The organism is Allobrachymonas sp. (assembly GCF_041912815.1).
Classification (GTDB): Bacteria; Pseudomonadota; Gammaproteobacteria; order Burkholderiales; family Burkholderiaceae_C; genus Brachymonas.
In genome coordinates this window covers 163,214-185,979 of sequence record NZ_JAYRLV010000002.1, presented here as the reverse complement: position 1 = coordinate 185,979, position 22,766 = coordinate 163,214, and the positions used below count along the sequence as shown (strand labels likewise).

The 22,766-nt window shown below is 66.2% G+C and carries 19 protein-coding genes; 11 read left to right on the top strand and 8 right to left on the bottom strand.

Translation table 11 applies throughout. From position 1 onward, the window contains the following. Nucleotides 1-13: 13 nt before the first annotated feature. On the bottom strand, nt 14-907 hold the full coding sequence (locus tag ACE3P9_RS03315; RefSeq protein ID WP_374491829.1) for an aminotransferase class IV: 894 nt from the start codon (nt 905-907) through the stop codon (nt 14-16). A 471-nt stretch (nt 908-1,378) separates the two neighbouring features. Here ACE3P9_RS03315 and ACE3P9_RS03310 point away from each other — a divergent pair, with 471 nt between their 5' ends. The 3 genes from ACE3P9_RS03310 to ACE3P9_RS03300 all read left to right on the top strand — a co-directional run bounded on the left by ACE3P9_RS03310 (nt 1,379) and on the right by ACE3P9_RS03300 (nt 7,398). Beyond that, nucleotides 1,379-2,287: a transporter substrate-binding domain-containing protein gene (locus ACE3P9_RS03310; RefSeq protein WP_374491828.1), complete on the top strand. Its 909-nt coding sequence runs from the start codon at nt 1,379-1,381 to the stop codon at nt 2,285-2,287. Between the two features lie 47 nt (nt 2,288-2,334). Further along, nucleotides 2,335-3,597: a M20 aminoacylase family protein gene (locus ACE3P9_RS03305; protein WP_374491827.1), complete on the top strand. Its 1,263-nt coding sequence runs from the start codon at nt 2,335-2,337 to the stop codon at nt 3,595-3,597. A 96-nt stretch (nt 3,598-3,693) separates the two neighbouring features. Then, nucleotides 3,694-7,398 carry a mechanosensitive ion channel domain-containing protein gene (locus ACE3P9_RS03300; RefSeq protein ID WP_374491826.1) on the top strand — a complete coding sequence of 1,235 codons (3,705 nt, stop codon included), beginning with the start codon at nt 3,694-3,696 and terminating at the stop codon, nt 7,396-7,398. Between the two features lie 211 nt (nt 7,399-7,609). On the opposite strand, the gene ACE3P9_RS03295 is transcribed toward ACE3P9_RS03300, so the two are convergent. Then, nucleotides 7,610-8,419, bottom strand: a complete 810-nt coding sequence (locus ACE3P9_RS03295; RefSeq protein WP_374491825.1) for a type III pantothenate kinase — start codon at nt 8,417-8,419, stop codon at nt 7,610-7,612. Nucleotides 8,420-8,559: 140 nt separating this feature from the next. On the opposite strand from ACE3P9_RS03295, the gene lysM reads away from it, so the two are divergent. After that, nucleotides 8,560-9,048 carry a peptidoglycan-binding protein LysM gene (gene lysM, locus ACE3P9_RS03290; protein ID WP_374491824.1) on the top strand — a complete coding sequence of 163 codons (489 nt, stop codon included), beginning with the start codon at nt 8,560-8,562 and terminating at the stop codon, nt 9,046-9,048. 186 nt (nt 9,049-9,234) lie between these two features. On the opposite strand, the gene ACE3P9_RS03285 is transcribed toward lysM, so the two are convergent. After that, nucleotides 9,235-9,801: a hypothetical protein gene (locus ACE3P9_RS03285; RefSeq protein ID WP_374491823.1), complete on the bottom strand. Its 567-nt coding sequence runs from the start codon at nt 9,799-9,801 to the stop codon at nt 9,235-9,237. A gap of 430 nt (nt 9,802-10,231) precedes the next feature. On the opposite strand from ACE3P9_RS03285, the gene ACE3P9_RS03280 reads away from it, so the two are divergent. Beyond that, nucleotides 10,232-11,731, top strand: a complete 1,500-nt coding sequence (locus ACE3P9_RS03280; protein WP_374491822.1) for an AMP nucleosidase — start codon at nt 10,232-10,234, stop codon at nt 11,729-11,731. Between the two features lie 42 nt (nt 11,732-11,773). Here the strand turns inward: ACE3P9_RS03280 and metW are convergent, their stop codons facing one another. Next, nucleotides 11,774-12,370, bottom strand: a complete 597-nt coding sequence (gene metW / locus ACE3P9_RS03275; RefSeq protein WP_374491821.1) for a methionine biosynthesis protein MetW — start codon at nt 12,368-12,370, stop codon at nt 11,774-11,776. Continuing rightward, on the bottom strand, nt 12,367-13,518 hold the full coding sequence (locus ACE3P9_RS03270) for a homoserine O-acetyltransferase (protein ID WP_374491820.1): 1,152 nt from the start codon (nt 13,516-13,518) through the stop codon (nt 12,367-12,369). Before ACE3P9_RS03270 ends, metW begins: the two co-directional genes overlap by 4 nt. A 397-nt stretch (nt 13,519-13,915) precedes the next feature. Here ACE3P9_RS03270 and ACE3P9_RS03265 point away from each other — a divergent pair, with 397 nt between their 5' ends. The 3 genes from ACE3P9_RS03265 (at nt 13,916) to ACE3P9_RS03255 (ending at nt 17,010) form a co-directional block, all read left to right on the top strand. Next, a complete protein-coding gene (locus ACE3P9_RS03265; protein ID WP_374491819.1) occupies nt 13,916-15,124 on the top strand; it encodes an ammonium transporter in 1,209 nt (402 codons plus the stop codon). A gap of 302 nt (nt 15,125-15,426) precedes the next feature. Continuing rightward, nucleotides 15,427-15,906, top strand: coding sequence for an RNA recognition motif domain-containing protein (locus tag ACE3P9_RS03260; RefSeq protein WP_374491818.1), 480 nt, complete (start codon nt 15,427-15,429; stop codon nt 15,904-15,906). Between the two features lie 297 nt (nt 15,907-16,203). Continuing rightward, complete coding sequence (locus ACE3P9_RS03255; protein WP_374491817.1) at nt 16,204-17,010, top strand: carbon-nitrogen hydrolase family protein; 807 nt, start codon at nt 16,204-16,206, stop codon at nt 17,008-17,010. Nucleotides 17,011-17,104: 94 nt separating this feature from the next. Here ACE3P9_RS03255 and alr read toward each other — a convergent pair whose 3' ends face one another. After that, nucleotides 17,105-18,223: an alanine racemase gene (gene alr, locus ACE3P9_RS03250; protein WP_374491816.1), complete on the bottom strand. Its 1,119-nt coding sequence runs from the start codon at nt 18,221-18,223 to the stop codon at nt 17,105-17,107. A gap of 394 nt (nt 18,224-18,617) precedes the next feature. On the opposite strand from alr, the gene lplT reads away from it, so the two are divergent. The 3 genes from lplT (at nt 18,618) to ACE3P9_RS03235 (ending at nt 21,552) form a co-directional block, all read left to right on the top strand. Beyond that, complete coding sequence (lplT, locus tag ACE3P9_RS03245; RefSeq protein ID WP_374491815.1) at nt 18,618-19,904, top strand: lysophospholipid transporter LplT; 1,287 nt, start codon at nt 18,618-18,620, stop codon at nt 19,902-19,904. Between the two features lie 189 nt (nt 19,905-20,093). Further along, on the top strand, nt 20,094-20,975 hold the full coding sequence (locus ACE3P9_RS03240; RefSeq protein ID WP_374491814.1) for a DMT family transporter: 882 nt from the start codon (nt 20,094-20,096) through the stop codon (nt 20,973-20,975). A 79-nt stretch (nt 20,976-21,054) separates the two neighbouring features. Beyond that, nucleotides 21,055-21,552 (top strand): glutathione peroxidase, encoded by a 498-nt coding sequence (locus tag ACE3P9_RS03235; protein WP_374491813.1) that lies wholly within the window; start codon nt 21,055-21,057, stop codon nt 21,550-21,552. A 28-nt stretch (nt 21,553-21,580) separates the two neighbouring features. On the opposite strand, the gene ACE3P9_RS03230 is transcribed toward ACE3P9_RS03235, so the two are convergent. Then, nucleotides 21,581-21,799, bottom strand: coding sequence for a hypothetical protein (locus tag ACE3P9_RS03230; RefSeq protein WP_374491812.1), 219 nt, complete (start codon nt 21,797-21,799; stop codon nt 21,581-21,583). 252 nt (nt 21,800-22,051) lie between these two features. After that, nucleotides 22,052-22,549, bottom strand: a complete 498-nt coding sequence (locus ACE3P9_RS03225; protein WP_374491811.1) for a carboxypeptidase regulatory-like domain-containing protein — start codon at nt 22,547-22,549, stop codon at nt 22,052-22,054. Nucleotides 22,550-22,766 lie beyond the last annotated feature (217 nt).

Here is a 22,766-nt window from a genome sequence, read left to right as displayed (position 1 = left end):
CCTGTGCGCGGCATCAGGCCGGGGTGTCGGCTCCGCTGCGGGCCCAGGCACGGTAGGCGGCCTGCAGCCGCAGGGCCACGGGGCCCGGAACACCGGCGCCCACGGGCTGGTCGTCGAGCTGCACGACGGCAAGCACTTCCTTGGAGGCCGAGGTGAGCAGCACCTCGTCGGCCGTCAGCACTTCCTCGCGGGACACAGGGCGGAGCTCGAAGCCGATGCCCAGCGCGGCGCACAGGGTGTCAAGCACGCCGTAGCGGATGCCTTCCAGCGAGAGGTGGCTGCGCGGCACGCCGATGACGGTGCCCTGCTTGACGATCCAGACGTTGCTGGCGGCAGCTTCGCTGAGCATGTCGTGGCGGAACATGACCGTCTCGGTGGCCCCCACGCGGTGGCTCAGGTCACGGGCCAGAATGGCCCCCATCAGGCTGATGCTCTTGACATGCGCCATCTCCCAGCGGAAGTCGTCGGCCGTGACGCAGCGCACGCCATGCTGCACCATCTCGTCCGACGGCGGAGTCCAGCGGTTGGCGTAGGCGAATACCGTGGGGGCGAGCGTGGGGTCGATCACATGGTCGCGCACGGCCACGCCCCGCGTGACCTGCAGGTACACCGTCTGGTCGAACTGCTCCGGGGTCAGCCCCAGCTGGGCACCGAGCTGCTCCACGAGCTGGCAGACCATGGTGCGCCATTCGGCCGGGGTATGGGGGTTGCGCATGAGTACGGCGCTGAGCGAGCGCTCCAGCCGGGCCAGATGCTGCTCCAGCCGGAAGGGCTTGCCGCCGTAGAACGGCACTACCTCGTAGATGCCGTCCCCGAAGATGAATCCCCGGTCGAAGACGCTGACGGTGGCCTGGTCGGTCGTGGTGTAGCGGCCATTGAGATGGCAGGGCAGGGCAGGGAGGCTCATGGGCGCATGCTTTCATACAGGTGCGGACACGGCATCGCGTCGGCCGGGCAGCGCATGGCGTGCCGGTGCACGACCTCTGCCCTCCGGTCACGGCAGAGATGCCACGAAGAAAAGCCGGATTCATGATACTGCGCGTCCTTCCTGCTGCGTGCAGCGGCGCGGGGGCGGAGCCGGATCGGCCTGCAGGTGTGGCCGGGGCGCGACCACGGAATCGTGCAGGGCTGGCGCGGATTTGGGGCGCCATGCACCGGAATGCGTCATGCCCGCACATGCAGGGGAGCTGGCTGAGGGTGCCGTGCTGCCAGCGCAGGAGGCTGGCTTCCGGCGAGGAAGCGTGGCAGGGGTGCACCTGCCGGCGGGGCTGGCGTGTTTTTTGCTTGGGTTTGCATGGCCTCCGCCTTTCGCCTTATCCCGGAAACGGCGGAGTCTGCCGGCATCCTTCCCTTACCGACCGATCCAGGAGCCTCGCCCATGAAGCGTTTTCCGTTCCCTGCCCGCCGCGCACTGCGCCCCCTGACCCTCTCCGTGCTGGCTGCCGCCGTCGTGCTGCCGGCCCAGGCGGGGGACACCCTGGCCAAGATTGCCTCGACCGGCAAGATCACGGTGGCCTACCGCGAGTCGTCCGTGCCCTTCAGCTACCTTGACGGCACGCGGCCGGTGGGGCTGACCATGGACATGAGCAATGCCATCGTGGCGGCGGTGCGCAAGCAGCTCAAGCGCCCCGACATCAAGGTCGAGATGCAGGCCGTCACCTCCCAGAACCGCATCCCGCTGCTGACCAACGGCACCATCGATCTGGAGTGCGGCTCCACCACCAACAATTCGGCCCGTGCCAAGGAGGTGGATTTCGCCATCAACCACTTCTACACCGGCACCCGCCTCGCCGTGAAGGCGCGTTCGGGCATCCACGGCTATGCCGATCTCAAGGGCAAGGTGGTCGCCGTCACGACGGGCACGACCAACGTGCAGGTCATGCGCAAGTACCTGGTCGACCACCATCTGGACGCCAAGATGGTCATGGCCAAGGACCATGCCGATGCCTTCCTGATGGTCGAGACCGGGCGTGCCGATGCCTTTGCGATGGACGACGTGCTGCTGTTCGGCCTGATCGCCAATTCGCGCACTCCGCACGACTATGCCGTGGTGGGCACCCCGCTGCAGGTCGAGCCCTATGCGTGCATGCTCCGCAAGGACGATCCCCGGTTCAAGACGCTGGTCGACGGCACCATCGGCCACATGATGAAGTCCGGTGAGTTCACACGGCTCTACACGCGCTGGTTCATGCAGCCGATCCCGCCGCGCAACGTGCGCATCAACATGCCCATGGGCCCGCAACTCAAGGCCAACCTGCGGAACCTGAGCGACCGTCCGGCCACCTGAGGCCGCCGGTTGCGGGTCTGCGCAGCGCATGCGGCTACACTGTGACCATGACTGCCCCGCCCTTGCCCCGCCTGGCCATTCCGGCCGAGATTGCCGCGCAGGCCGATGCGCTCGTCGCCCTGCGGCGTGATCTGCATGCGCACCCCGAGCTGTGCTTCGAGGAATTCCGCACCGCCGACATCGTCGCGCGCCGGCTGGAGGAGTGGGGGCTGGAGGTGCACCGGGGGGTCGGTGGCACGGGCGTGGTGGGCGTGCTGCGGCGTGGCCATGCCGCGCGCTCCGTGGGCCTGCGCGCCGACATGGATGCCCTGCCCATGGAGGAGACCAACACCTTCGCCCATGCGAGCCGGCATCCCGGCCGCATGCACGGCTGCGGGCACGACGGGCATACCGCCATGCTGCTCGGGGCCGCGCAGCATCTGGCTGCGCACGGCGTTTTTGACGGCACCATCCACTTCGTGTTCCAGCCTGCCGAGGAGGCAGGCGGCGGTGCCGAGGCCATGATGGACGACGGCCTGTTCACCCGGTTTCCCATGGAGGCCATCTTTGGCCTGCACAACTGGCCCGGCCTGCCTGCGGGCGACATTGCCGCCTCGCCCGGGGCCGTGATGGCGTCGAGCAACGAATTCCGCATCACCCTGCACGGCAAGGGCGGCCACGCCGCCATGCCCCAGGATGCCAACGACCCGGTGCCCGTGGCCTGTCAGCTGGTGCAGGCCTTCCAGACCATCGTGTCGCGCAACACCCGGCCGCTCGATGCCGCCGTGATTTCGGTCACCATGATCGAGGCGGGCGATGCCACCAACGTCATTCCCGATCGCTGCACGCTGCAGGGCACCGTGCGCACCTTTGCGCTGGATGTGCTCGATCTGGTCGAGGAGCGCATGCGGCTGCTCACCGAGCATCTGGCCGAGGCCTTCGGCATGACGGCCACCTTCGAGTTCGAGCGCAACTACCCCCCCACCCTCAACAGCCGCGAGGAGGCCCGCTTCGTGCATGAGCTGGCCACCGAGCTGCTCGGTCCGCGCCACAGCCACCGGCAGGAGCCGAGCATGGCGGCAGAGGACTTTTCCTTCATGCTGCTGCAGAAGCCGGGGTGCTACTTCTTCCTCGGCAACGGCGACGGGCAGCACCGCAGTCTGGGGCACGGGGCAGGGCCATGCATGCTGCACAGCGGCAGCTACGACTTCAACGACCGCCTGCTGCCCCAGGGAGCGACCTTCTGGGTCCGGCTGGCCGAGCGCTGGCTGGCCCGGCCGGCCCCGGTGCCTTCCGCGTCCGACGGAGAGGCCGTCACCGAGGCCACCTGACGCGGGAATGCCTGCGCGCTCTCCGCGTCCTTCCAGGCGCCCATCGACGTCCCGCGTGACGGGCTCCGTTTTCCCTTGCATGAATCCCGTCTGCCGATGATCCCGGAATCCGCCGCCTCCGTTTCTGCTTCCGTTGTTTCCGCCTCTGCGGCTTCTGCCGCTTCTGCTGCGCCTTCGTTCGGCAGGCCGCTTGTGCGCTGGCTGTGCGGGGTGGCTGCTGCGGTGGCCCTGACCGTGGCGGGTGGCGTGCAGCCTGCATCGGCTGCAGCCCAGACGGCGGACACCGGAGTGGCAGGGCTGCTCGGCGTGGTGACCGGCAGTGCGGCAACGGCGTCCTCTGCTGCACTGCCTGCCGCTCCCACTGCAGTGCTCGATGGCACAGCCGGCTCCGGCACGGGCAGTGCGGCAGCCGTACCGGCTCCGGTGGCGCCGCGCATCGAGGCAGCCCGCAAGGCCCTTCCCAATGCGGGGCTCGGAGCCGCCCAGCTCAAGACCGCCAAGGCGCTGCTCGACGACGCCTCCGCCCTCGAAAAGGAAAGCGATACCCTGGCCGCCCGTCTCCAGACCCTGCACCAGCAACAGAGCGCTCCTGCCGCTGCCACCGTGCGGCCGCTCACACAGGCAGACATCGACGCCCAGCTGCAGGCCTGGGTGCGGCGCATTCCGGCCGATGCCGACAGCGACACGCTCGAACGCCTGCTCGCCCAGGAGCGCAGCGCGCAGGCCGATCTGCGCTCGCGCATCGACAGCACCTCCGACGAGCTCACCGGCCTCATCTCTAGCCCGGGCCAGACCTTCGACCGGCTCGACACCCTGCGCCGTGCCGCCGACACCGCCACCACCCCGCTGCCCGAGGTACAGGGCGAGCCGGCCGCTCTCACCGAGGCCCGGCAGCTCAAGCACAGCGCCGAGCAGCGCAAGGCCAGTCTGGCGCTGGCCGTGGCCGAACTGGAGCAGAACACCAGCGATCTGCGTCAGCGCGCCCTCGAATCGACCCTGCACGGCCTGCGGCAGCAGGAAACCCTGCGCGCCCCGCGCCTCGACTGGCTCAGCCGCCGCATCGCAGCCGTGAGTCAGGCCCGCCTGCAGAAGCTCGCCGCCCAGATGACTGCCCTGGCCGCGCAGCAGCCATCCCCCGACAGCCGCATCGCCGCCATCGCGCGCGAAAACGCCCATCTCGCCAACGAGCTGCTGACCAATACCCAGAGCCTCTCCGCCGACCGCGCTGCGCTGGCCGAAGCCGAGCGCACCAGCGATCTGGTCGCCACCACCCTGCGCGACACCCAGGCCCGCCTGCGACTCGGGGGCAGCAACGCCACCATCGGCCACTGGCTGTGGCAGCAGCGGCTTGCACTGCCCTCGGTGTATGCGCTCTACCAGCAGCGCCGCACGGTCGAGTCCGAGCTGGGCGACCTGCGCCTGCGGCTCTACAACCTCTCCGAGCGCCGCTATGCCCTGGTGCATGGGCAGCCCCAGAGTGGCATCACCGGCATCGCCGCAGCTGCATCCGAGGCCGCGTCGGGGGCCGCCTCCGTCCCCACGGCAAACAACGCCTCGGCCGATGAAATGGCACGCTGGCAGGCTACTCAGGTCGAGCTCATGGACCAGCTCGATCCCCTGCTGCGCCGCCGCATCACCATGCTGGAGCAGACCGATGCGGCGCTCTACACCATCACGAGCCGGGGCACCGAGCTGCGCGACCTCATGGAGCGCGAGCTGCTCTGGATCCCCAGCCACCGCCCGGTGAGCCTGTCCTGGCTGCTGCAGCTGCCGACGCATCTGGCGCAGTCGCTGCACCCCGGCGCCGTGCTGCAGATGCCCGCGCGCGTGCTGGCCGACCTCGTGCAGGCGCCCTTTCTGTACCTGCTCGTGGTGCTGGCCGTGGGAGCCCTGTTCGTGGCCGCGCGGCGCGCCCCGGCCGCACTGCAGCAGATTGCCACGCGCATGCACGACCCGCTCCAGGACCGCTTCCGCTACACCCTGGAAGCTCTGGGCTGGACCCTGCTGCATGCCGCTCCCTGGCCTGCCCTGGCGGGGGGACTGGGCTATCTGCTGCAGCGCGTGACCGGGGGCGAGGCCTGGGGCCAGGCCCTGCTGCGCACCGATGGCACCATCTTCATCATCTGCTTCCTGCACTCGCTCATCCTGCCGCTGGGGCTGGCGCAGGCCCACCTCTACTGGGCGCCGGACCGCGTGCGCGCCGCGCGGCGCTTCTGGCCCGTGGGCACCACCCTCATCGTGCCGCTGGCCCTGCTGGCGCTCGTTCCCCTCGACCGTAATGTCGACGCCGACATCGACAGCCAGACCCGGCTGGCCCTCATGCTGCTCGCCGGCGGGCTGGCCGTGCTGGCCGCACGCACCCTGCGCGAGGCACGCGAGTGGGCGCCGATGTCTCCCGGGCATGCCCACCGGCGGCACCTGCTGGTGCGCTGGGTCGGCATCCTCCTGCCTGCCGCGCTGGCGTTCTGCGCCATCATCGTGGCCCTGGGCTATGTGTATTCGGGCGCCATCGTGCTGCACGCGCTCATCACCAGCCTGTCGGTGGGGCTGGTGGTGGCCGTGGCGGCCGGCCTGCTGCAGCGCTGGCTGCTCCTGGGCGAACGCCGCCTGGCCGCGCAAAAGGCGCAGCAGGGCGACGGGGGCGAACAGCCTGCCGTGGCCGACCTCGAATCGGGGGAATCGCCCGACGTCGATTCGGGCCTCACCCTCGTCACCGTCAGCGCCCAGACCCGGCGGCTCGTGCGCATGGCCCTGTTCGTGCTGCTGTTCGGCGGCCTGCTGTGGGCCTGGTCTGGCGTGCTGCCGGCGCTGCTGCGCTTCGACAGCATCGTCGTGTGGCACAGCACCACTACCGACAGTGACGGCCAGACCATCAGCCAGGCCATCAGCCTCATGGACCTCGGCGTGAGCCTGGCCGTGATCGTGCTCACCACCAGCATGGCGCGCAATCTGCCCGGCCTGCTCGAAATCCTGCTCACCCCCTACGACCGCATCTCATCCTCCACCCGCTACACCGTCACCACGCTGCTGCGCTATGCCATCGTCATCTCGGGCAGCCTGCTCGGCTTCAGTCAGCTCGGCCTGCGCTGGTCGCAGCTGCAGTGGCTCGCGGCGGCCTTCACGGTCGGGCTCGGCTTCGGCATGCAGGAAATCTTTGCCAACTTCGTCTCCGGCCTCATCCTGCTGGTCGAGCGCCCCTTCCGCGTCAACGACACCGTCACCATCGGCGACCTCAACGGCACCGTCACGCGCATCCGCACCCGTGCCACCACCGTGCGCGACTACGACAACAAGGAAGTCATCATCCCCAACAAGACCTTCATCACCGGCCAGATCATCAACTGGTCCCTGAGCGACACGGTCACCCGCATCGTGCTGCCCGTGGGCGTCGCCTACGACTCCGACCTCGGCCGCGTGCACCGCCTCCTGCTCGAAATCGCCGGCTCGCATCCGCGCGTCATGGACGACCCCGCCCCCGTCACCGCCCTCATCGCCCTGGCCGACAGCACCATCAACTTCGAGCTGCGTGCCTACGTGCCCGAACTGGCCGACCGCATCCGCGTCACCAACGACCTCTACCAGACCATCGTCGAGCGCTTTGCCGCTGCCGGCATCGAGATCAGCTTCCCGCAGATGGACGTGCACCTGCGCGACTGGCCGCCCCAGCCGCCCGCCGGCACGTCCGCACCGGGCGTTGTCGTTCCCCCGGCAGCTCCCGGTGCCGTATCGGCGCCCGCAGTGCCCTCTCGGCCGCAGTCGCAGTCCGGCGGAGGCACCACGCCGTCCGCTCCGCACGCCTGAGCCGGAACCGCCCGGACCGCACAGGACAGAAAATAAAGCGACACAAGGCCAAGCCAAGGAGGAGGGCGGCACCCGCCCCGGTGCGGTGCCCCGGGGGCGCCCTGCAGTCAGCGCCCCCACACCACACCCGGCACACTACACCCCTGCGCGGGGCAGTCCATGCAAGGCCTGCCGCGTGCAAACCCAGATGCAGCCGCCGCCGCAGCCGTCGTCAGAGTGCCGTCACGCGCTGCTGGCTGGCAAGCGGATCATTGGCGGCTGCCATGGCCAGCAGCCCCTCGAAAATCAGCCCCTCGACCAGCTCGAAAGGCGTCTCCATGTAGGGCGCCATCTTCCAGCCCGCGCCCCCCGTCATCACGCACAGGGGCGGCTGTCCGCAGCGCTCCGCCACATGACGCACCATGCGCTGCACCGCGCCGGCAATCGCAAAGGTCCCGCCGCTCGTCAGCGCATCGCTCGTGTTCGTGGGAAATTCCGTCACATGCCCGGTCGGCACATGCAGCCCTGCCGTGCCCGACTCCAGCGCACGCAGCATGATGCCGTGCCCCGGCAGAATCAGCCCGCCCAGAAACTGCCCCTCGGCATCCACGGCTTCCACCGTCACCGCCGTGCCCACCATCACCACCACCAGAGGGCGCGGCCCGGCGCCGTCCGTGCAGCCCTGCAGCATGCGGTGCCGGGCACCGATCATCGCCACCCAGCGGTCCGCGCCCAGGCGGGTGGGAATGTCGTAGCCGTTGTGCACCCCCGCCTCCTCGGGGCGGGGCACCACCCAGCGCGGCACCAGATCGGGCCAGATCTCCATCTGCTCCACCACCCGGCGCTTGAGCGCATCGCCCGCCACCACACAGCCCAGCATCCGGTCCGGCACGGGCAGATCCTTCCACGGACCTTCGGCCAGGCGGTCGATGTTCTCCAGGAACTCCGCTCCGTGGGTAATCAGCGGCGCATCCGGCCGGGCCTGCGCGTACAGGGCCCATTTCAGGCGGGTGTTGCCGACGTCGATGGCAAGGAAACTCATAGGCGCGATTATGCGATGCCAGTGCGCAAAATTTGACATTTGCTTACCCAAATTGCCCCCTGCTGCCATGCATGCCCCCAGGAAAGCCCTTACTCTTTAAGGGTCCAGTCACTTTTCCGCTTTTATCAAGGAGATCACGCATGGGACTACTCAGCTTCATCAAGGAAGCCGGTGAAAAGCTCTTCGGTCACAAGGAAGTCGAGCAGGCAGCGGCCAGCAACAGCCCCGACCTGTCCACCCTCAACGCCCAGGCCGCCGACGCCATCAAGCAGTACATCGACACCCAGAACCTCGGCCTGAGCGATCTGGCCGTGGTCTTCGACGGTGCCAGCGGCAAAGTCACCCTCACCGGCAGCGCTCCCAGCAAGGAAGCCTCCGAAAAAGCCACCCTGGCCGCTGGCAACGTCGCCAGCGTCCAGTCGGTCGACAACAACCTCACCGTGGCCGACACCGCCGCAGCCGATGCCCAGTACCACGACGTGGTGAGCGGCGACACCCTCTCCGCCATCGCCCGCAAGTACTACGGCGACGCCAACAAGTACATGGTCATCTTCGAAGCCAACAAGCCCATGCTGTCGAGCCCCGACCGCATCTACCCCGGCCAGAAGCTGCGCATTCCCGCACTCTGACCCCCAGCAGCCCGGGCCAGCACCCGGGTCCTCCAGCTGGCGGGACAGCGCCAGCAAGCGAGATCATTGCTTTTCCCCATGCGCACCGCATCCCTTGTGATCGGTGCGTTTTTTTATGAAGGAGGGGTACCAGCCTCACTCGCATCTGTTTTGCAAGCGACCTTATGATCGTCTGGGATGCGACACCTAGGTTCCAGTGCCAATCTTGTTGCCAAGCTTTATGTCGAGTTGATAAAGAATTCGATCTGCCTTATCAAAAGGCAACTTTGGGGACGATAGCTTGTGCAACGCGTCAAGGTAGTCGAAGTAGATCTTGGATGAGGTTTTCAGGTAGCGTTCATTCAGCTTCTGTGGCTTGGCCGGGTACTTCGCCTTTCCAGGGTGAACGACCCGATAGACGCGATCGTCAATGATCTGAAAAGCTGACGGATTCAGGAACCTGAGAATCGTAGATGCCATTGGCAGCGCAATGCCTGGGCTCCTCAGCATCTTGTAAAGTACGTCCTTGGCTTTGCGGTGCTCATTAGGTTTTATTTCTTTTACTGTCTTGAGCTCTTCTAGAAGATTGTCTTCGATACTTGGGAAGCGGTTGAGCTTCCACAGAACGATTTCGTAGAAGGTTTTGATATCAAGGTCTTTTGGCCCGAGCGTGTCGAGCTTCTCCGTTAGCTTTTTCTGGTAGTCGTACTCTTCGAGTAACTGCTTTAGGTTGTCACCCCAAACTTTTTTGTATTCTGATATCAGGTCAGTCATCGGAGTTTTCCTCGTGAAACTTAACGTAAAAAATCACTGGACGGCAAAAAACGTAGTTTTTTCCGGTGCGTTGCATTGAAGTGTAGACCCTTGCGCCATTGCATGTCGAAGGACACACGACCGTTCTGGTCAATAGAAATTGTGACTATGCTTCTGGAGGTCTGAAACGATGCGGTTTCTATCGGAGTCGGAGATTCCACCTTGAAATTGGAACATTGATTCAATGTACCCCTTGTTGGCGATGATGGCACCGGCCTAAAATGCTCGATCAATGCTGCTGCCTGTGTGACATCGGCCACTTGCCCCGCAGTCAGGATCAAACAGATTGAGTTGCTGCCCGTTCCAAAGCCCCGGGGAAAGAAAAAACAGGAGACAGCCCCCCCACCGCCCAGTCATCCCCCTGCCACGCGCGCTTCGTACAATGGGGCGCATGACCCAGCAACCGCTCACGCCGCCGTTTCAGGCGCCCCAGCTCCATACCGATCCTGATGCTGCGCTGCGCCAGGTGCAGACGATCTATCAGGAGGCCATCGACCATCTGCGGGCGGGGTTCAGGCGGTTTCTGGAAGAGGGGAGTCTGCCCTGGCCGGTGCGGGCGCACTATCCGCTGGTGCGCATCCGCACGGTGGTGCCTACCGTGCATCCGCGGGGCGAGAGCCACTCGGCCTTTGGCTTTGTGGCGCAGCCGGGGGTGTACGAGACCACGCTGTCCGATCCTTTTCTGTTTGCCGACTACTACCGCATGCAGTTCGCGCTGTTGCTGGCCAACCATGGGGTGCCGCTGGAGATCGCCACCAGCCACCAGCCCATTGCGCTGCACTTTGCGCTCGATCCGCACGAGGCGCTGCAGGGCACGCTCGATGCCACTCTGCGCGAGCGCATGCACACCACCTTCGACTGGCCCGACCTGTCGAGCATGGACGACCGCATCGCCAACGGCACTTGGCAGCCCCACGGCTCGGCAGCGCATCCGCTGTCGCTGTTCACGGCGCCGCGTGTGGATTATTCGCTGCAGCGCCTGCGCCACTACAGCGGGACCGCTGCCGGCCATTTCCAGAACTACGTGCTGTTCACCAACTACCAGTTCTACATCGACGAGTTCATCCGCCTGGGGCACGCTGCCGTGCAGGACCCCGCGAGTGGCTACACCGCCTTTGTGGAGCCGGGCAATGTGGTCACCCACGCGGCCGGAGGCCAGCCGCCCGAAGGCTTCGTGCAGGGCACGCACCCGCAGCGGCTGCCGCAGATGCCGGCCTATCACCTGGTGCGTCCTGGCCACGAGGGCATCACCATGGTCAACATCGGCGTGGGCCCGAGCAACGCCAAGACCATGACCGACCATGTGGCCGTGCTGCGCCCCCATGCCTGGCTCATGCTCGGACACTGTGCGGGGCTGCGCAACAGCCAGACTCTGGGCGACTACGTGCTCGCCCACGGCTATGTCCGTGACGACCATGTGCTCGACGACGATCTGCCCCTGTGGGTGCCCGTGCCGGCTCTGGCCGAGATCCAGCAGGCCCTGCAGCAGGCCGTGGCGGAGGTGACGCGGCTGGAAGGGGACGACCTCAAGGCCGTGCTGCGCACCGGTACCGTGGCCACCACCGACAACCGCAACTGGGAGCTGGACGCGCAGAACACGCCGGCCCGCCGCTTCAGCCAGAGCCGGGCCGTGGCCATCGACATGGAAAGCGCCACCGTGGCCGCCAACGGGTTTCGTTTTCGCGTGCCCTACGGCACCCTGCTGTGCGTGAGCGACAAGCCCATGCATGGCGAGATCAAGCTGCCCGGCATGGCCGACCGCTTCTACCGCGAGCGGGTCGACCAGCATCTGCGCATCGGCATCAAGGCGCTGGAGCTGCTGCGCCAGCGTGCCACGGGGCAGCTGCACAGCCGCAAGCTGCGCAGCTTTCAGGAGGTGGCCTTCCAGTGAGCGCGTGGGCGGCTCCGGGGTGATGGCCCCGGGCAGCGCCTCTCAGCGTGGCGTGCTGCGCGCCACCTGGTACACGGCGGTGGGGGCGAGCAGGTTGGGCAGGTGGCGCACCACGCGCGCTTCGTTGAGCCCAAAGCTGTCGAGCACGCGCAGGTGGTTGCGGGCCGCCATGATGCCAAAGTCGGCATAGGTGCCTACCCGGATGTTGGGCGTGTCGTACCACTCGTAGGGCATGCGGCGGTTCACCGGCATGCGTCCACGCAGCACCGACAGGCGGTTGGCCCAGTGGGCAAAGTTCGGAAACGCGATGATGCCCATGCGCCCGACGCGCACCGTCTCGCGCAGCATGGTCTCGGCATTGCGCAGATGCTGCAGCGTGTCGATCTGGAGCACCACGTCGAACATGTCGTCGGCAAACACCGACAGCCCCTGATCGAGGTTGAGCTGCAGCACGTTGACGCCGCGCTGGACGCAGGCCAGCACATTGGCATCGTCGAGCTCCACGCCGTAGCCCGAGCAGCCCTTGTGCTGCTGCAGGTAGGCCAGCAGTTCGCCGCGTCCGCAGCCCAGATCGAGCACGCGCGAACCTTCGGGCACCAGGGCCGCCACGGCCTTCACATTGACCAGTCCGCCGCTCATGCTGCCACCTCCTTGTCGAAATACGCGCGCACCAGAGCCAGGTAGCGCGGGTCGTTGAGCAGGAAGGCGTCGTGCCCGTGGGGCGCGTCGATCTCTGCATAGGTCACGTCACGGCCGTTGTCGAGCAGGGCCTTCACGATCTCGCGGCTGCGCGCCGGGGAAAAGCGCCAGTCCGTGCTGAAGCTCACCAGCAGGAAGCCGGCCCGGGCCTGCGCCATCGTGCGGGTGAGGTCGCCGTCGAAGCGCCGCGCCGGATCGAAATAGTCCAGCGCGCGCGTGATGAGCAGGTAGGTATTGGCGTCGAAGTAGCGGCTGAACTTGTCGCCCTGGTGCCGCAGGTAGCTCTCGATCTGGAATTCGATGTCCTGGGTGCTGTACTTGTAGCCCGTGGCGTTGTCGGTCACGGCGTCGCGCAGCTCGCGGCCGAACTTGGCGTTCATCACGTCGTCGGACAGATAGGTGATGTGCCCGATCATGCGGGCGATGCGCAGCCCGCGCGCCGGCACCACGTCGTGCTCGTAGTAGTGGCCGCCGTGAAAATCCGGGTCCGTCACGATGGCGCGCCGCGCCACCTCGTTGAAGGCGATGTTCTCGGCCGAGAGGTTGGGGGCGCTTGCGATCACCACCGCATGGCGCACCCGCTCGGGATACTGCAGCGTCCAGCTCAGGGTCTGCATGCCGCCCAGGCTCCCTCCCATCACCGCCGCGAGCTGCGTGATGCCCAGTGCATCGAGCAGCCGGGCCTGGGCATGGACCCAGTCTTCCACCGTCATGACCGGAAAGTCCGCCCCGTAGCGCGTACGGGGGCTGTCCGGCGGCGCATCGGGATTGGGGTCGCGCGGCCCCGTACTGCCGAAGCAGGAGCCGAGATTGTTGACTCCGATCACGAAGAAGCGGTCGGTATCGACCGACTTGCCGGGGCCGATCATGTTGTCCCACCAGCCTACGTTCTTGGGATCGTCCGCATACACGCCCGCCACATGGTGGGAGGCATTGAGCGCGTGGCAGATCAGGATGGCGTTGCTCCTGTCAGCGTTGAGGGTGCCGTAGGTCTCGTAGGCCAGGGTGTAGTCGTGGATGCTGGCGCCACTCTGCAGAGACAGGGGCTCCGCAAAGTGCATGGTCTGGGGAATGGCTATCAGGGACATCGCAAAGAAAACTGGAACAAAAAAACCCGGAGCCGCAACGGGACGCCGGGTTTGCCAGTGCTCCGTTTTAGCTGAACTTGTAACGCGCCCGCAAGCTGGAAGCAAATCGGCGCTGACTCGGAACCAGTATAGCAAGAAGTCCCCCCGCGTGGAGAACCGGCCTGCCGATGGCAGCGCACGCGGGCCGGCCCCGGCCGCTGCGCACCAATTGAGGGTGATGCACCATCATGGCATACGTAAGGCGCACCTCATTGGCACAGTTCGTGCTTATTCCGGTGCGCTTTGAGGCTTCCGATCAGAAAGCTTCCGGGTGTTCGCAAAAGCATCTCGTGATGCGCACCTTATCAGTGCGAAATATGGCGATGCAGTGTTTTCTCAAAAGGGAGTGTGTTCAATAATGGGGACGTTTGCACCTAAACAGGGCGTCGATGCGCTGTTCATTCTGCTGGGCGCGATCATGGTATTGGCCATGCATGCAGGCTTTGCCTTTCTGGAGCTCGGCACCGTGCGGCGCAAGAACCAGGTCAATGCGCTGGTGAAGATCCTGGTCGATTTCAGTGTGTCCACCGTGGTGTATTTTCTGGTGGGCTACGGGGTGGCCTATGGCACCCATTTCTTCGTTCATGCCGACGCGCTGGCGGCAGCCAATGGCTATGAGCTGGTGCGGTTCTTCTTCCTGCTCACCTTTGCGGCCGCCATTCCCGCCATCATTTCAGGGGGCATCGCCGAGCGCTCGCGCTTCTGGCCCCAGCTCATGGCCACGGCGGTGCTGGTGGGGTTCTGCTACCCCTTCTTCGAGGGCGTGGCCTGGAACCAGCATCTGGGGCTGCAGGCCTGGCTCAGGGAGGTCACCGGAGCCGAGTTCCATGACTTCGCAGGCAGCATCGTGGTGCATGCCTTCGGTGGCTGGGTGGCCCTGCCGGCCGTGCTGCTGCTCGGGGCGCGCCACAACCGCTATCGCAAGGACGGCGCCATGTCGGCCCATCCGCCTTCCAGCATTCCCTTCCTGGCGCTGGGCTCGTGGATTCTCATTGTCGGGTGGTTTGGCTTCAACGTCATGAGCGCCCAGATGATCGACAGGATGAGCGGGCTGGTGGCAGTCAACAGCCTCATGGCCATGGTGGGCGGCACGCTCGCAGCGCTCGTGGTTGGGCGCAACGACCCCGGCTTTGTCCACAATGGCCCCCTTGCTGGACTGGTGGCGGTGTGTGCCGGCTCCGATCTCATGCACCCGCTGGGCGCCCTGGTGGTCGGTGGCGTGGCAGGCGCCCTGTTCGTCAAGGCATTCACCCTGACGCAGAACCGCCTGCGCATCGACGATGTCCTGGGCGTGTGGCCCCTGCACGGCCTGTGCGGCCTGTGGGGCGGCATTGCAGCCGGCATCTTCGGGCAGCGCATGCTGGGAGGCATCGGCGGGGTGTCGTTCGGGGCTCAGCTCATCGGCAGCCTCATGGGCGTGGCGTGGGCGGTCTGCTCGGGTCTGGTGGTCTATGGGGTGCTCAAGAAGACCGTGGGCATTCGGCTGGGACAGGAAGAAGAGTTCGATGGCGCAGACCTGAGCATCCACCGCATTTCCTCCACTCCGGACCGCGAAACGAGCTGGTAAGGCGTGCTGCCCCGGGGCGGGGCAGTGTGGCGCGGGAAGAACAAAGCGCACAGCGCCGTTGCTTTTGTGATGAAGGCGCGCAGAAAACCCGGGGTTTTCAGGCGCACGGGGCATCCGCGAGTCACATATCTGGCCGATAATGAGCCGCGTATGGATGACACTCTGTCGCGCCGGTTTCTGTGCCGGCAGGCAGGTCGGCCATATGACTGCGGTGATTGATTTGCGAGAGTGATAGAGTGGGTTTTCGAATCGCATCCCAAACGGACATCGCTGGTATTTGATCTATCTGGAGAAGTCCGTTTATGGGCAACAAACTGTACGTGGGCAACCTGCCCTATGCTGTGCGCGACAACGATCTGGCACAAGAATTCAGCCAATTCGGCAGCGTGACCAGCGCCAAGGTCATGATGGAGCGCGACACTGGCCGTTCCAAGGGTTTCGGCTTCGTCGAAATGGGCAGCGATGCCGAGGCACAGGCCGCCATTGAAGGCCTGCATGGCAAGGACATGGGCGGCCGTCCGCTCGTGGTCAACGAGGCTCGTCCTCTCGAACCCCGTCCCCCCCGTCGCGAAGGCGGCTTCGGTGGCGGTGGCTACGGCCGTCGTGAAGGTGGCTTCGGCGGTGGCAACCGCGAAGGCGGCTTCGGTGGCGGTCGCAATGCCGGTGGCTTCGGTGGCGGCAATGGTGGCAACGGCGGCGATGGCTTCCGCAGCCCCTACGGTGGCCGTCGTGACAGCTCCAGCCGTCGTCACAACTTCGACGACCGCGACAACAACTATTGATCACACGGTTTCCATGGGCCCCGGTCCATGGTGCACCCGATCATGACAGGGCCCCGCTTCCATGCGGGGCTTTTGCTTTTCTGGATGAGGTGCGAGGCAGTGTGCAAGACCCATGGCGCATGGTTTTGCGCAGGGTCTTTCTGCATGTCGACTGCGGTGGCAGCCCGGGAAAGGCCCGCGATTGCGGGAATGCGTGCTCCTCTGTATGTGGACATGGAGCAGCCCCCCCTGCGGGCAGCGCTTGGAGCCGCTAGAGTGGGCATGTTGCCATTCCTTTCCTGATTTTCGGAGCGTTCCATGAAAGTTGCTGCCATCCAGATGGTTTCCGGCACCGAGCCCGCCGCCAATGTGCACACTGCTGCCCGCTTGATCGAGGAGGCCGCGCAGGGCGGGGCCGAGCTGGTGGCACTGCCCGAGTATTTCTGTCTCATGGGGCACAGTGACCGGGACAAGCTGGGCATTGCAGAGGAGCACGGCGCCGGGCCCCTGCAGGATTTCTTGCGTGCACAGGCCAGCCGACTGGGGATCTGGCTGGCTGGAGGCACCCTTCCGCTGCGGACCGACGATCCCGCACGGGTGACGAACACCACGCTCGTGTACGCGCCCGACGGGCGCGAAGTGGCCCGCTACGACAAGGTGCATCTGTTCGCCTTTCAGCGGGGAGGCGAGAGCTACGACGAATCCCGTGTGCAGCAGGCGGGGGCGAAGCCGGTGGCCTTCGAGTTGCCGTCGCGCGATGGCCATGTCTGGCGGGTGGGGCTGAGCACCTGCTATGACCTGCGGTTTCCCGAGCTGTACCGGGCGCTGCGCGCCGATCTGCTGCTGGTGCCGAGCGCTTTCACCCACACCACCGGGCAGGCTCACTGGGAGGTGCTGCTGCGGGCACGGGCCATCGAGAATCTGGCCTGGGTGCTGGCACCGGCGCAGGGCGGTCGCCATGCCAACGGGCGGCGAACCTGGGGGCAGACGCTGGCCATCACCCCCTGGGGGCGGGTGACGGGCGAGCTGGCCGAAGGAGAGGGCGTAGTGCAGGCCGACTGCGACTGGGCCGTGATGCAGGAAATGCGCGAGCAGCTGCCCGCGCTGCAGCATCGACGGCTGTGACGCGGCATGTTCTGCCGCTTCAACCTTCGGCACCGATGCGGCAGGATGTGCAGGACTGGAGCGCTGTGGAACCGGACAAAGGAGCCGGAGGGACTCAGTCCGTGACGCTGACGTGCACCCGGGGCGCCAGTGCGCACATGAGCTCGTAGCCCAGTGTGCCGGCGGTGGCGGCCACCTCGTCGATGGGCAGCACTTCGCCGGTGCTGGCACGTCCCCAGAGCGTGACTTCCGTGCCCAGGCCGATGACGGCATCGGCCGGGATGTCGGTGGTGTCGGGCGTCAGGTCCACTGCCAGCATGTCCATGCTGACGCGGCCGAGGGTGCGGCTGCGGTGACCTGCCACGAGCACCGGGGTGCCGGTGCCGCAGGTGCGGGGGTAGCCATCGGCATAGCCGCAGGCCACCACGCCGATGCGCAGGGGGCGATCGGCCGTGAACAGGGCGCCGTATCCCACCTGGTCGCCCGGCTGCAGGTCGCGCACCTCGATGAGCTTGCTGCGCAGGCTCATGGTGGGCTGCAGCTCCCAGTGATGCACGTCGTGTGCATCCACGTCGGGGCTGCTGCCATAGAGGGCAATGCCGGGGCGCACCCAGTCGGTGGCGGCGGCCAGTTCCGGGTGGCGGAGCAGGGCGGCGCTATTGCACACGCTGCGTTCGCCGGGGAGTTCGGCCGTGGTGCGCTCGAAGATTTCCCAGGCGCGTGCAATGCCCGGCACGGCCACGTCTGCAGTGGCAAAGTGGGTCATCAGGCCCACATCTTCCACTTGGGGCAGTGCCTGCACGCGGGCATAGGCGGCACGGAAGCGGTCGGGGTTGAATCCCAGGCGCTGCATGCCCGTGTTGAGCTTGAGGAAGACCTTGTGGGGCTGCACCGTCTTGTGGGCGGCCAGCATGTCGATCTGTTCGTCGCTGTGCACGGTGTGCCACAGACCCAGGCGGGAGCAGAGTTCCAGGTCGCGGGGCTCGAACACGCCTTCGATGAGCTGGATGGGGCCGCGCCAGCCCAGGTCGCGCAGACGCACGGCCTCGTCCAGGTCGAGCAGGGCAAAGCCGTCCGCACCGCGCAGACCCTCGTAGGCGCGTTCGATGCCGTGTCCGTAGGCATTGGCCTTGACGACGGCCCAGACCCGCGCCTCGCCTGCCGCCTGTCGGCAGCGCATCAGGTTATGGGCAAGGGCATCGGTATGGACATAGGCATGGATCGGGCGCGGCATGGTGGAAATTCCGGAGGAGGAAAGAGGATGGGAGGCATTATCCTCTTCTGCCCACCGCGTGGGCGTCTCCTGCCGGGAGTGGGCGCGTGGGTGTCTGGCCTGCGTGGCGGACTGCAGACGGTGGGTTTCCTGCGACAGGCCCTGGGTCTGCCACAGGGGGTGCACCCCTGTTTTGCGGCGGCGGAGAAGGGGCGCGGGGCGACAGTGCCTGAAATGGCGCATACTACGATATGGTGCGGCTATCCGTCATGCGGACACAGTGCACCGTCAGGGCATGGACTGCACGCGTGCAAGGACGCGGCGCCATGATGGAGACAAGCGTTCCCGAGGGGCGCGAGGGGTTGTGTTTGAGTGATCTGATGCTATTCGTTCGGAGTTGCGGGGCTGCGGTTTCATGAAACGCGGCTTCTATACCATCATGGCCGCGCAGTTCTTCAGCTCGCTGGCCGACAACGCCCTGTTCATCGCGGCCATTGCCCTGCTCAAGGCAGCCGGCGCCGAAGACTGGCAGAAGGCTGCTCTGGTGCCGGTGTTCGCCCTGTTCTATGTGGTGCTGGCTCCGTTTGTGGGGGCCTTTGCCGATTCGCAGCCCAAGGGGCGCGTCATGTTCCTGAGCAACGCGATCAAGGTGCTCGGCTGCATCATGATGCTGTTCGGCGGGCACCCGCTGCTGGCGTATGCGGTGGTGGGGCTGGGGGCGGCGGCCTATTCGCCGGCCAAGTACGGCATCCTCACCGAGCTGCTTCCGCCCTCGCAGCTGGTCAAGGCCAATGGCTGGATCGAGGGGCTGACCATCTCTTCGATCATTCTGGGAGTGCTGTTTGGCGGGCAGCTGCTCAGCCCGCAGATCGCGCAACCCCTGCTGGCCTTCGACTTCCCCTTCATCGACACCGGTGTCGATACCCCCCCCGAGGCGGCCATCAGCGTGATCGGGGTCATCTACTTCATTGCCGCAGCGATCAACACGCGCATTCCGCTCACGTGCGCGGTCATGCGGCCCATGCCTTCCAATCCGCTGAGCCTGCTGCCCGACTTCTGGACCTGCAACAAGCGTCTCTGGGAAGACAAGCTCGGACAGATTTCCCTGGCCAGCACCACGCTGTTCTGGGGGGTGAGTGGCAATCTGCGTTACATCGTGCTGGCCTGGGCCGCCGTGGCGCTCGGCTATGCAGTGCCCGAGGCCTCCCGGCTCGTGGGGGTGGTGGCGATCGGCACCGCTGCCGGGGCCGTGTTCGCGTCGATGCGCATGCGGCTTGACCAGGCCACGCGCGTGATGCCGCTCGGCATCGTCATGGGGGTACTGGTGGTGGCCATGGTGTTCATTCACCAGCTGTGGCTGGCGGTGCCTTTCCTGATCGTGCTGGGGGCCATCGGGGGCTATCTGGTGGTGCCCATGAATGCGCTGCTGCAGCATCGGGGGCACAACCTCATGGGGGCTGGCCGCTCGATTGCAGTGCAGAACTTCAATGAGCAGGCCTGCATCCTGGGCATCGGCTTTCTCTACAGTCTGGCCACGCGCGGCGGCCTGTCGGCCTATGGTGCCATCGTCATCTTCGGGGTGCTGGTGTCGCTGTCGATGTGGCTGATTCAGCGCTGGTATGCGCACAATTGCACGCGCCATGCGGCCGAGCTCGACAACCTGCTCGAAATCGCCCGCAGCGACAAGAGCCACTGCGTCTGATCCGATCCGGGGGCGCTGTCTGGAAAGCCTGCCGTGGGGCTCTGCAGCCCTGCCGGCTCGCGCAGTGTTTGCACTGGGCAGGGTTTCACGCAGATGCACAGCGAGTGTGGCTGACCTGGCCCACCGGTGCAGGTGCAGCATCTCCAGCCGGCTTTTTCTTCACTTTCACCCTTCCGTCCATCGCTGTCCATGTCCAACCTGCTGCCCGTTCTTGCCATCGTCTTCAATGCGCTGGTGTGGGGGGTGTCGTGGTGGCCCTTTCATGTCCTGCAGGGCATGGGGGTGCACCCGCTGTGGGCCACGGTGCTGATGTACTGCGTGCCGCTCGTCGGTATCGTGCTGGTCCGGCCTGCCATGCTGCGGGAGTTTGCGCGGCCGTCGGATCTGTGGGCGCTGCTTGTGGTGGCGGGGCTCACCAATACCTGCTTCAACTGGGCCATCACCATCGGCGACGTGATCCGGGTGGTGCTGCTGTTCTACCTGATGCCGGCCTGGGCGGTGCTGCTGGCCTGGTGGCTGCTCGGCGAGCGGCCCACGACCATGGCCATCGTGCGGATCGTGCTGGCGCTTGCCGGGGTGGCGCTGGTGCTGCAGCCTGCAGGGCAGGGGTGGCGTCTGCCGCTGCCCTCGGGCATGGCCGATGGGCTGGCACTCGTGGGGGGCTTCATGTTCGCGGCCACCAATGTGCTGCTGTCCCGCAGCGCTGTCCGGCACTCGCCGCTGGCGCGTGTATGGGCCATGTTTGCCGGTGGTGCCCTGCTGGGAGGGCTGGTGGCAGGGGGTGCGCTGCTGACGCACCGCTACGGGGTGACCCCCCTGCCGCCGCTGGCGGCACAGTGGGGGCTGGTGGTGCTGGCTGCGAGCGCGGCCTTCATGCTCAGCAACACGGCACTGCAGTACGGTTCGGCCCGCTTGACCGCCCATGCCATGTCCCTCATCATGCTGCTCGAAGTGGTGTTTGCCACCACCTCTTCAGCCTGGGCCGGGGCGGCGCATCTCACCGCACAGACTGCCCTGGGAGGCATGCTGGTGATGTCGGCGGCTGTGCTGGCGGCTGTTTCGGCGCACTGAGGGCGAGAGTTTCGATGGAAGGGCAAGCACCGATGTGGCGTCCCTTTTCTTTTTGCTGCAACCGACACAGGGCTGATGCATGAGCTGCCTGAGCGATTTCACTCCGCTGGATCTGTCCGGTCATCCCTATCCGCTGAGCCGCCATGCGGGTGAGGTGGTGCTGGTGGTGAATACGGCAAGCCACTGTGGATTCACGCCGCAGCTGGAGGGGCTGGAAGCCCTGTACCGGCAGTTCCGCGAGCGGGGGTTCGTGGTGCTCGGGTTTCCCTGCAACCAGTTTGCCGGACAGGAGCCCGGCACCCCGGACGAGATCGGCACATTCTGCCGCTTGCGGCATGGCGTGGACTTCCCGATGATGGGCAAGGTCGATGTGCACGGGCCGCAGGCCGATCCGATGTTTGTGTGGCTCACCCACAGCCTGCCGGGGGTGTTGGGAACGCCGCGCATCAAATGGAACTTCACCAAGTTTCTGGTGGGGCGCGATGGACAGCCGCTGCGCCGCTACGCCCCCTGGACGCGGCCGGAACGGCTGGCTGCGGACATTGCGCAGGCACTGGAGAGCGGTTCAAGCACCTGAACCACTCCTTGCAGGGACACTCCGCAGCTCAGGTACAGAAATCCACTGCACCGGAGGCCGTGGTGCACCATGTCTGCACCTCGGCATGGCGGGAATGGCTGCTGTCGGTGTCCGTGGCGGAAACGCGCTGGGTACTGCCTTCGCCGCGCAGCCACACCACCTGCACCAGCACGGCTGCGATGCAGGCCAGTGCGATCAGACCAAAGCCGAGCAGCGGACGCTTCAGGAAATGGCGGAGCATGTTCATGGTGCTTCTCCTTGCAGTGCAGCAGGATTGCCGGTCAGCCACAGAATACTTCAGATGGCTGCCTCCTACAGGCGAAAAAGTGTGTCTGAAAACTTCGGCAGGACGGCTTGTGGGGGGGAGCGGCTCCCGCAGCCTTGTCCTGTCGGATATGTGGGAAAGATCCTCCAGGGTCTGGAAAGTTCCGGCATGGCTGTCATCGAGACAGACTGTCACATCTGTGCCATGGCCGGGCATGCTGCCTGCCCGGCAGGATCAGGGGCGGAAGGTCAGGTGCACCGTCACGGGCTTGCCTGCCAGATGCACCGGATGGGTCAGGGTCTGGCCCTTTTGCGTGGCCTGCACCGTGTAGTGGCCGCGTGGCAGATCGATCAGGCAGAAGGGGCCACCGGCACGCGTGGCGAGCACGGTGCGTCCCCGGCTGTCGGCAATGCGCACCTGGACGTCGGCATCGTAGGCGCCGGTGGGGGTGCTCATCAGCAGGGACAGGGCATGGTCTTTCATGGCATGGCGCATGGCGGTCGATTCGTCGATGCCTATGCCGCCGCAGCTCCATTGTGCTGAGCCTTGCTGTTGCATGGCCGGAATCGGCACGGGCTGAGCGGGCGGTGCCGGCTGGGCCACGGCCAGGGCCACCGTACCGCCGGCGCACCAGGCGGCAGCGGTGATGCGCAGCATGGCGCGGGCGCGGGCCCGGAAACGCTGGGCCGGAGTGAGGGGAAGGGCAGGGGTGGAAGCGGTAGGAATGGTCATGGCGGTCTCCTGATGATGGGGCCGTTCGTGTGGCGTGGACCGGGATCGGGGATGCATCTCAGCGCTCGCTCCGGAAGGGAGGAGGCGGCAGTCGGAGCCTTTGCGGACGGCAGAAGTGCCGGCGGTACGACCGGGGAGGGTCGGAATATCTGGCATCCGGAGGGCAGAGGGCCTGCTCCGGGCAACTGTGCATCCAGTGAACCCGCGGCACGGCAAC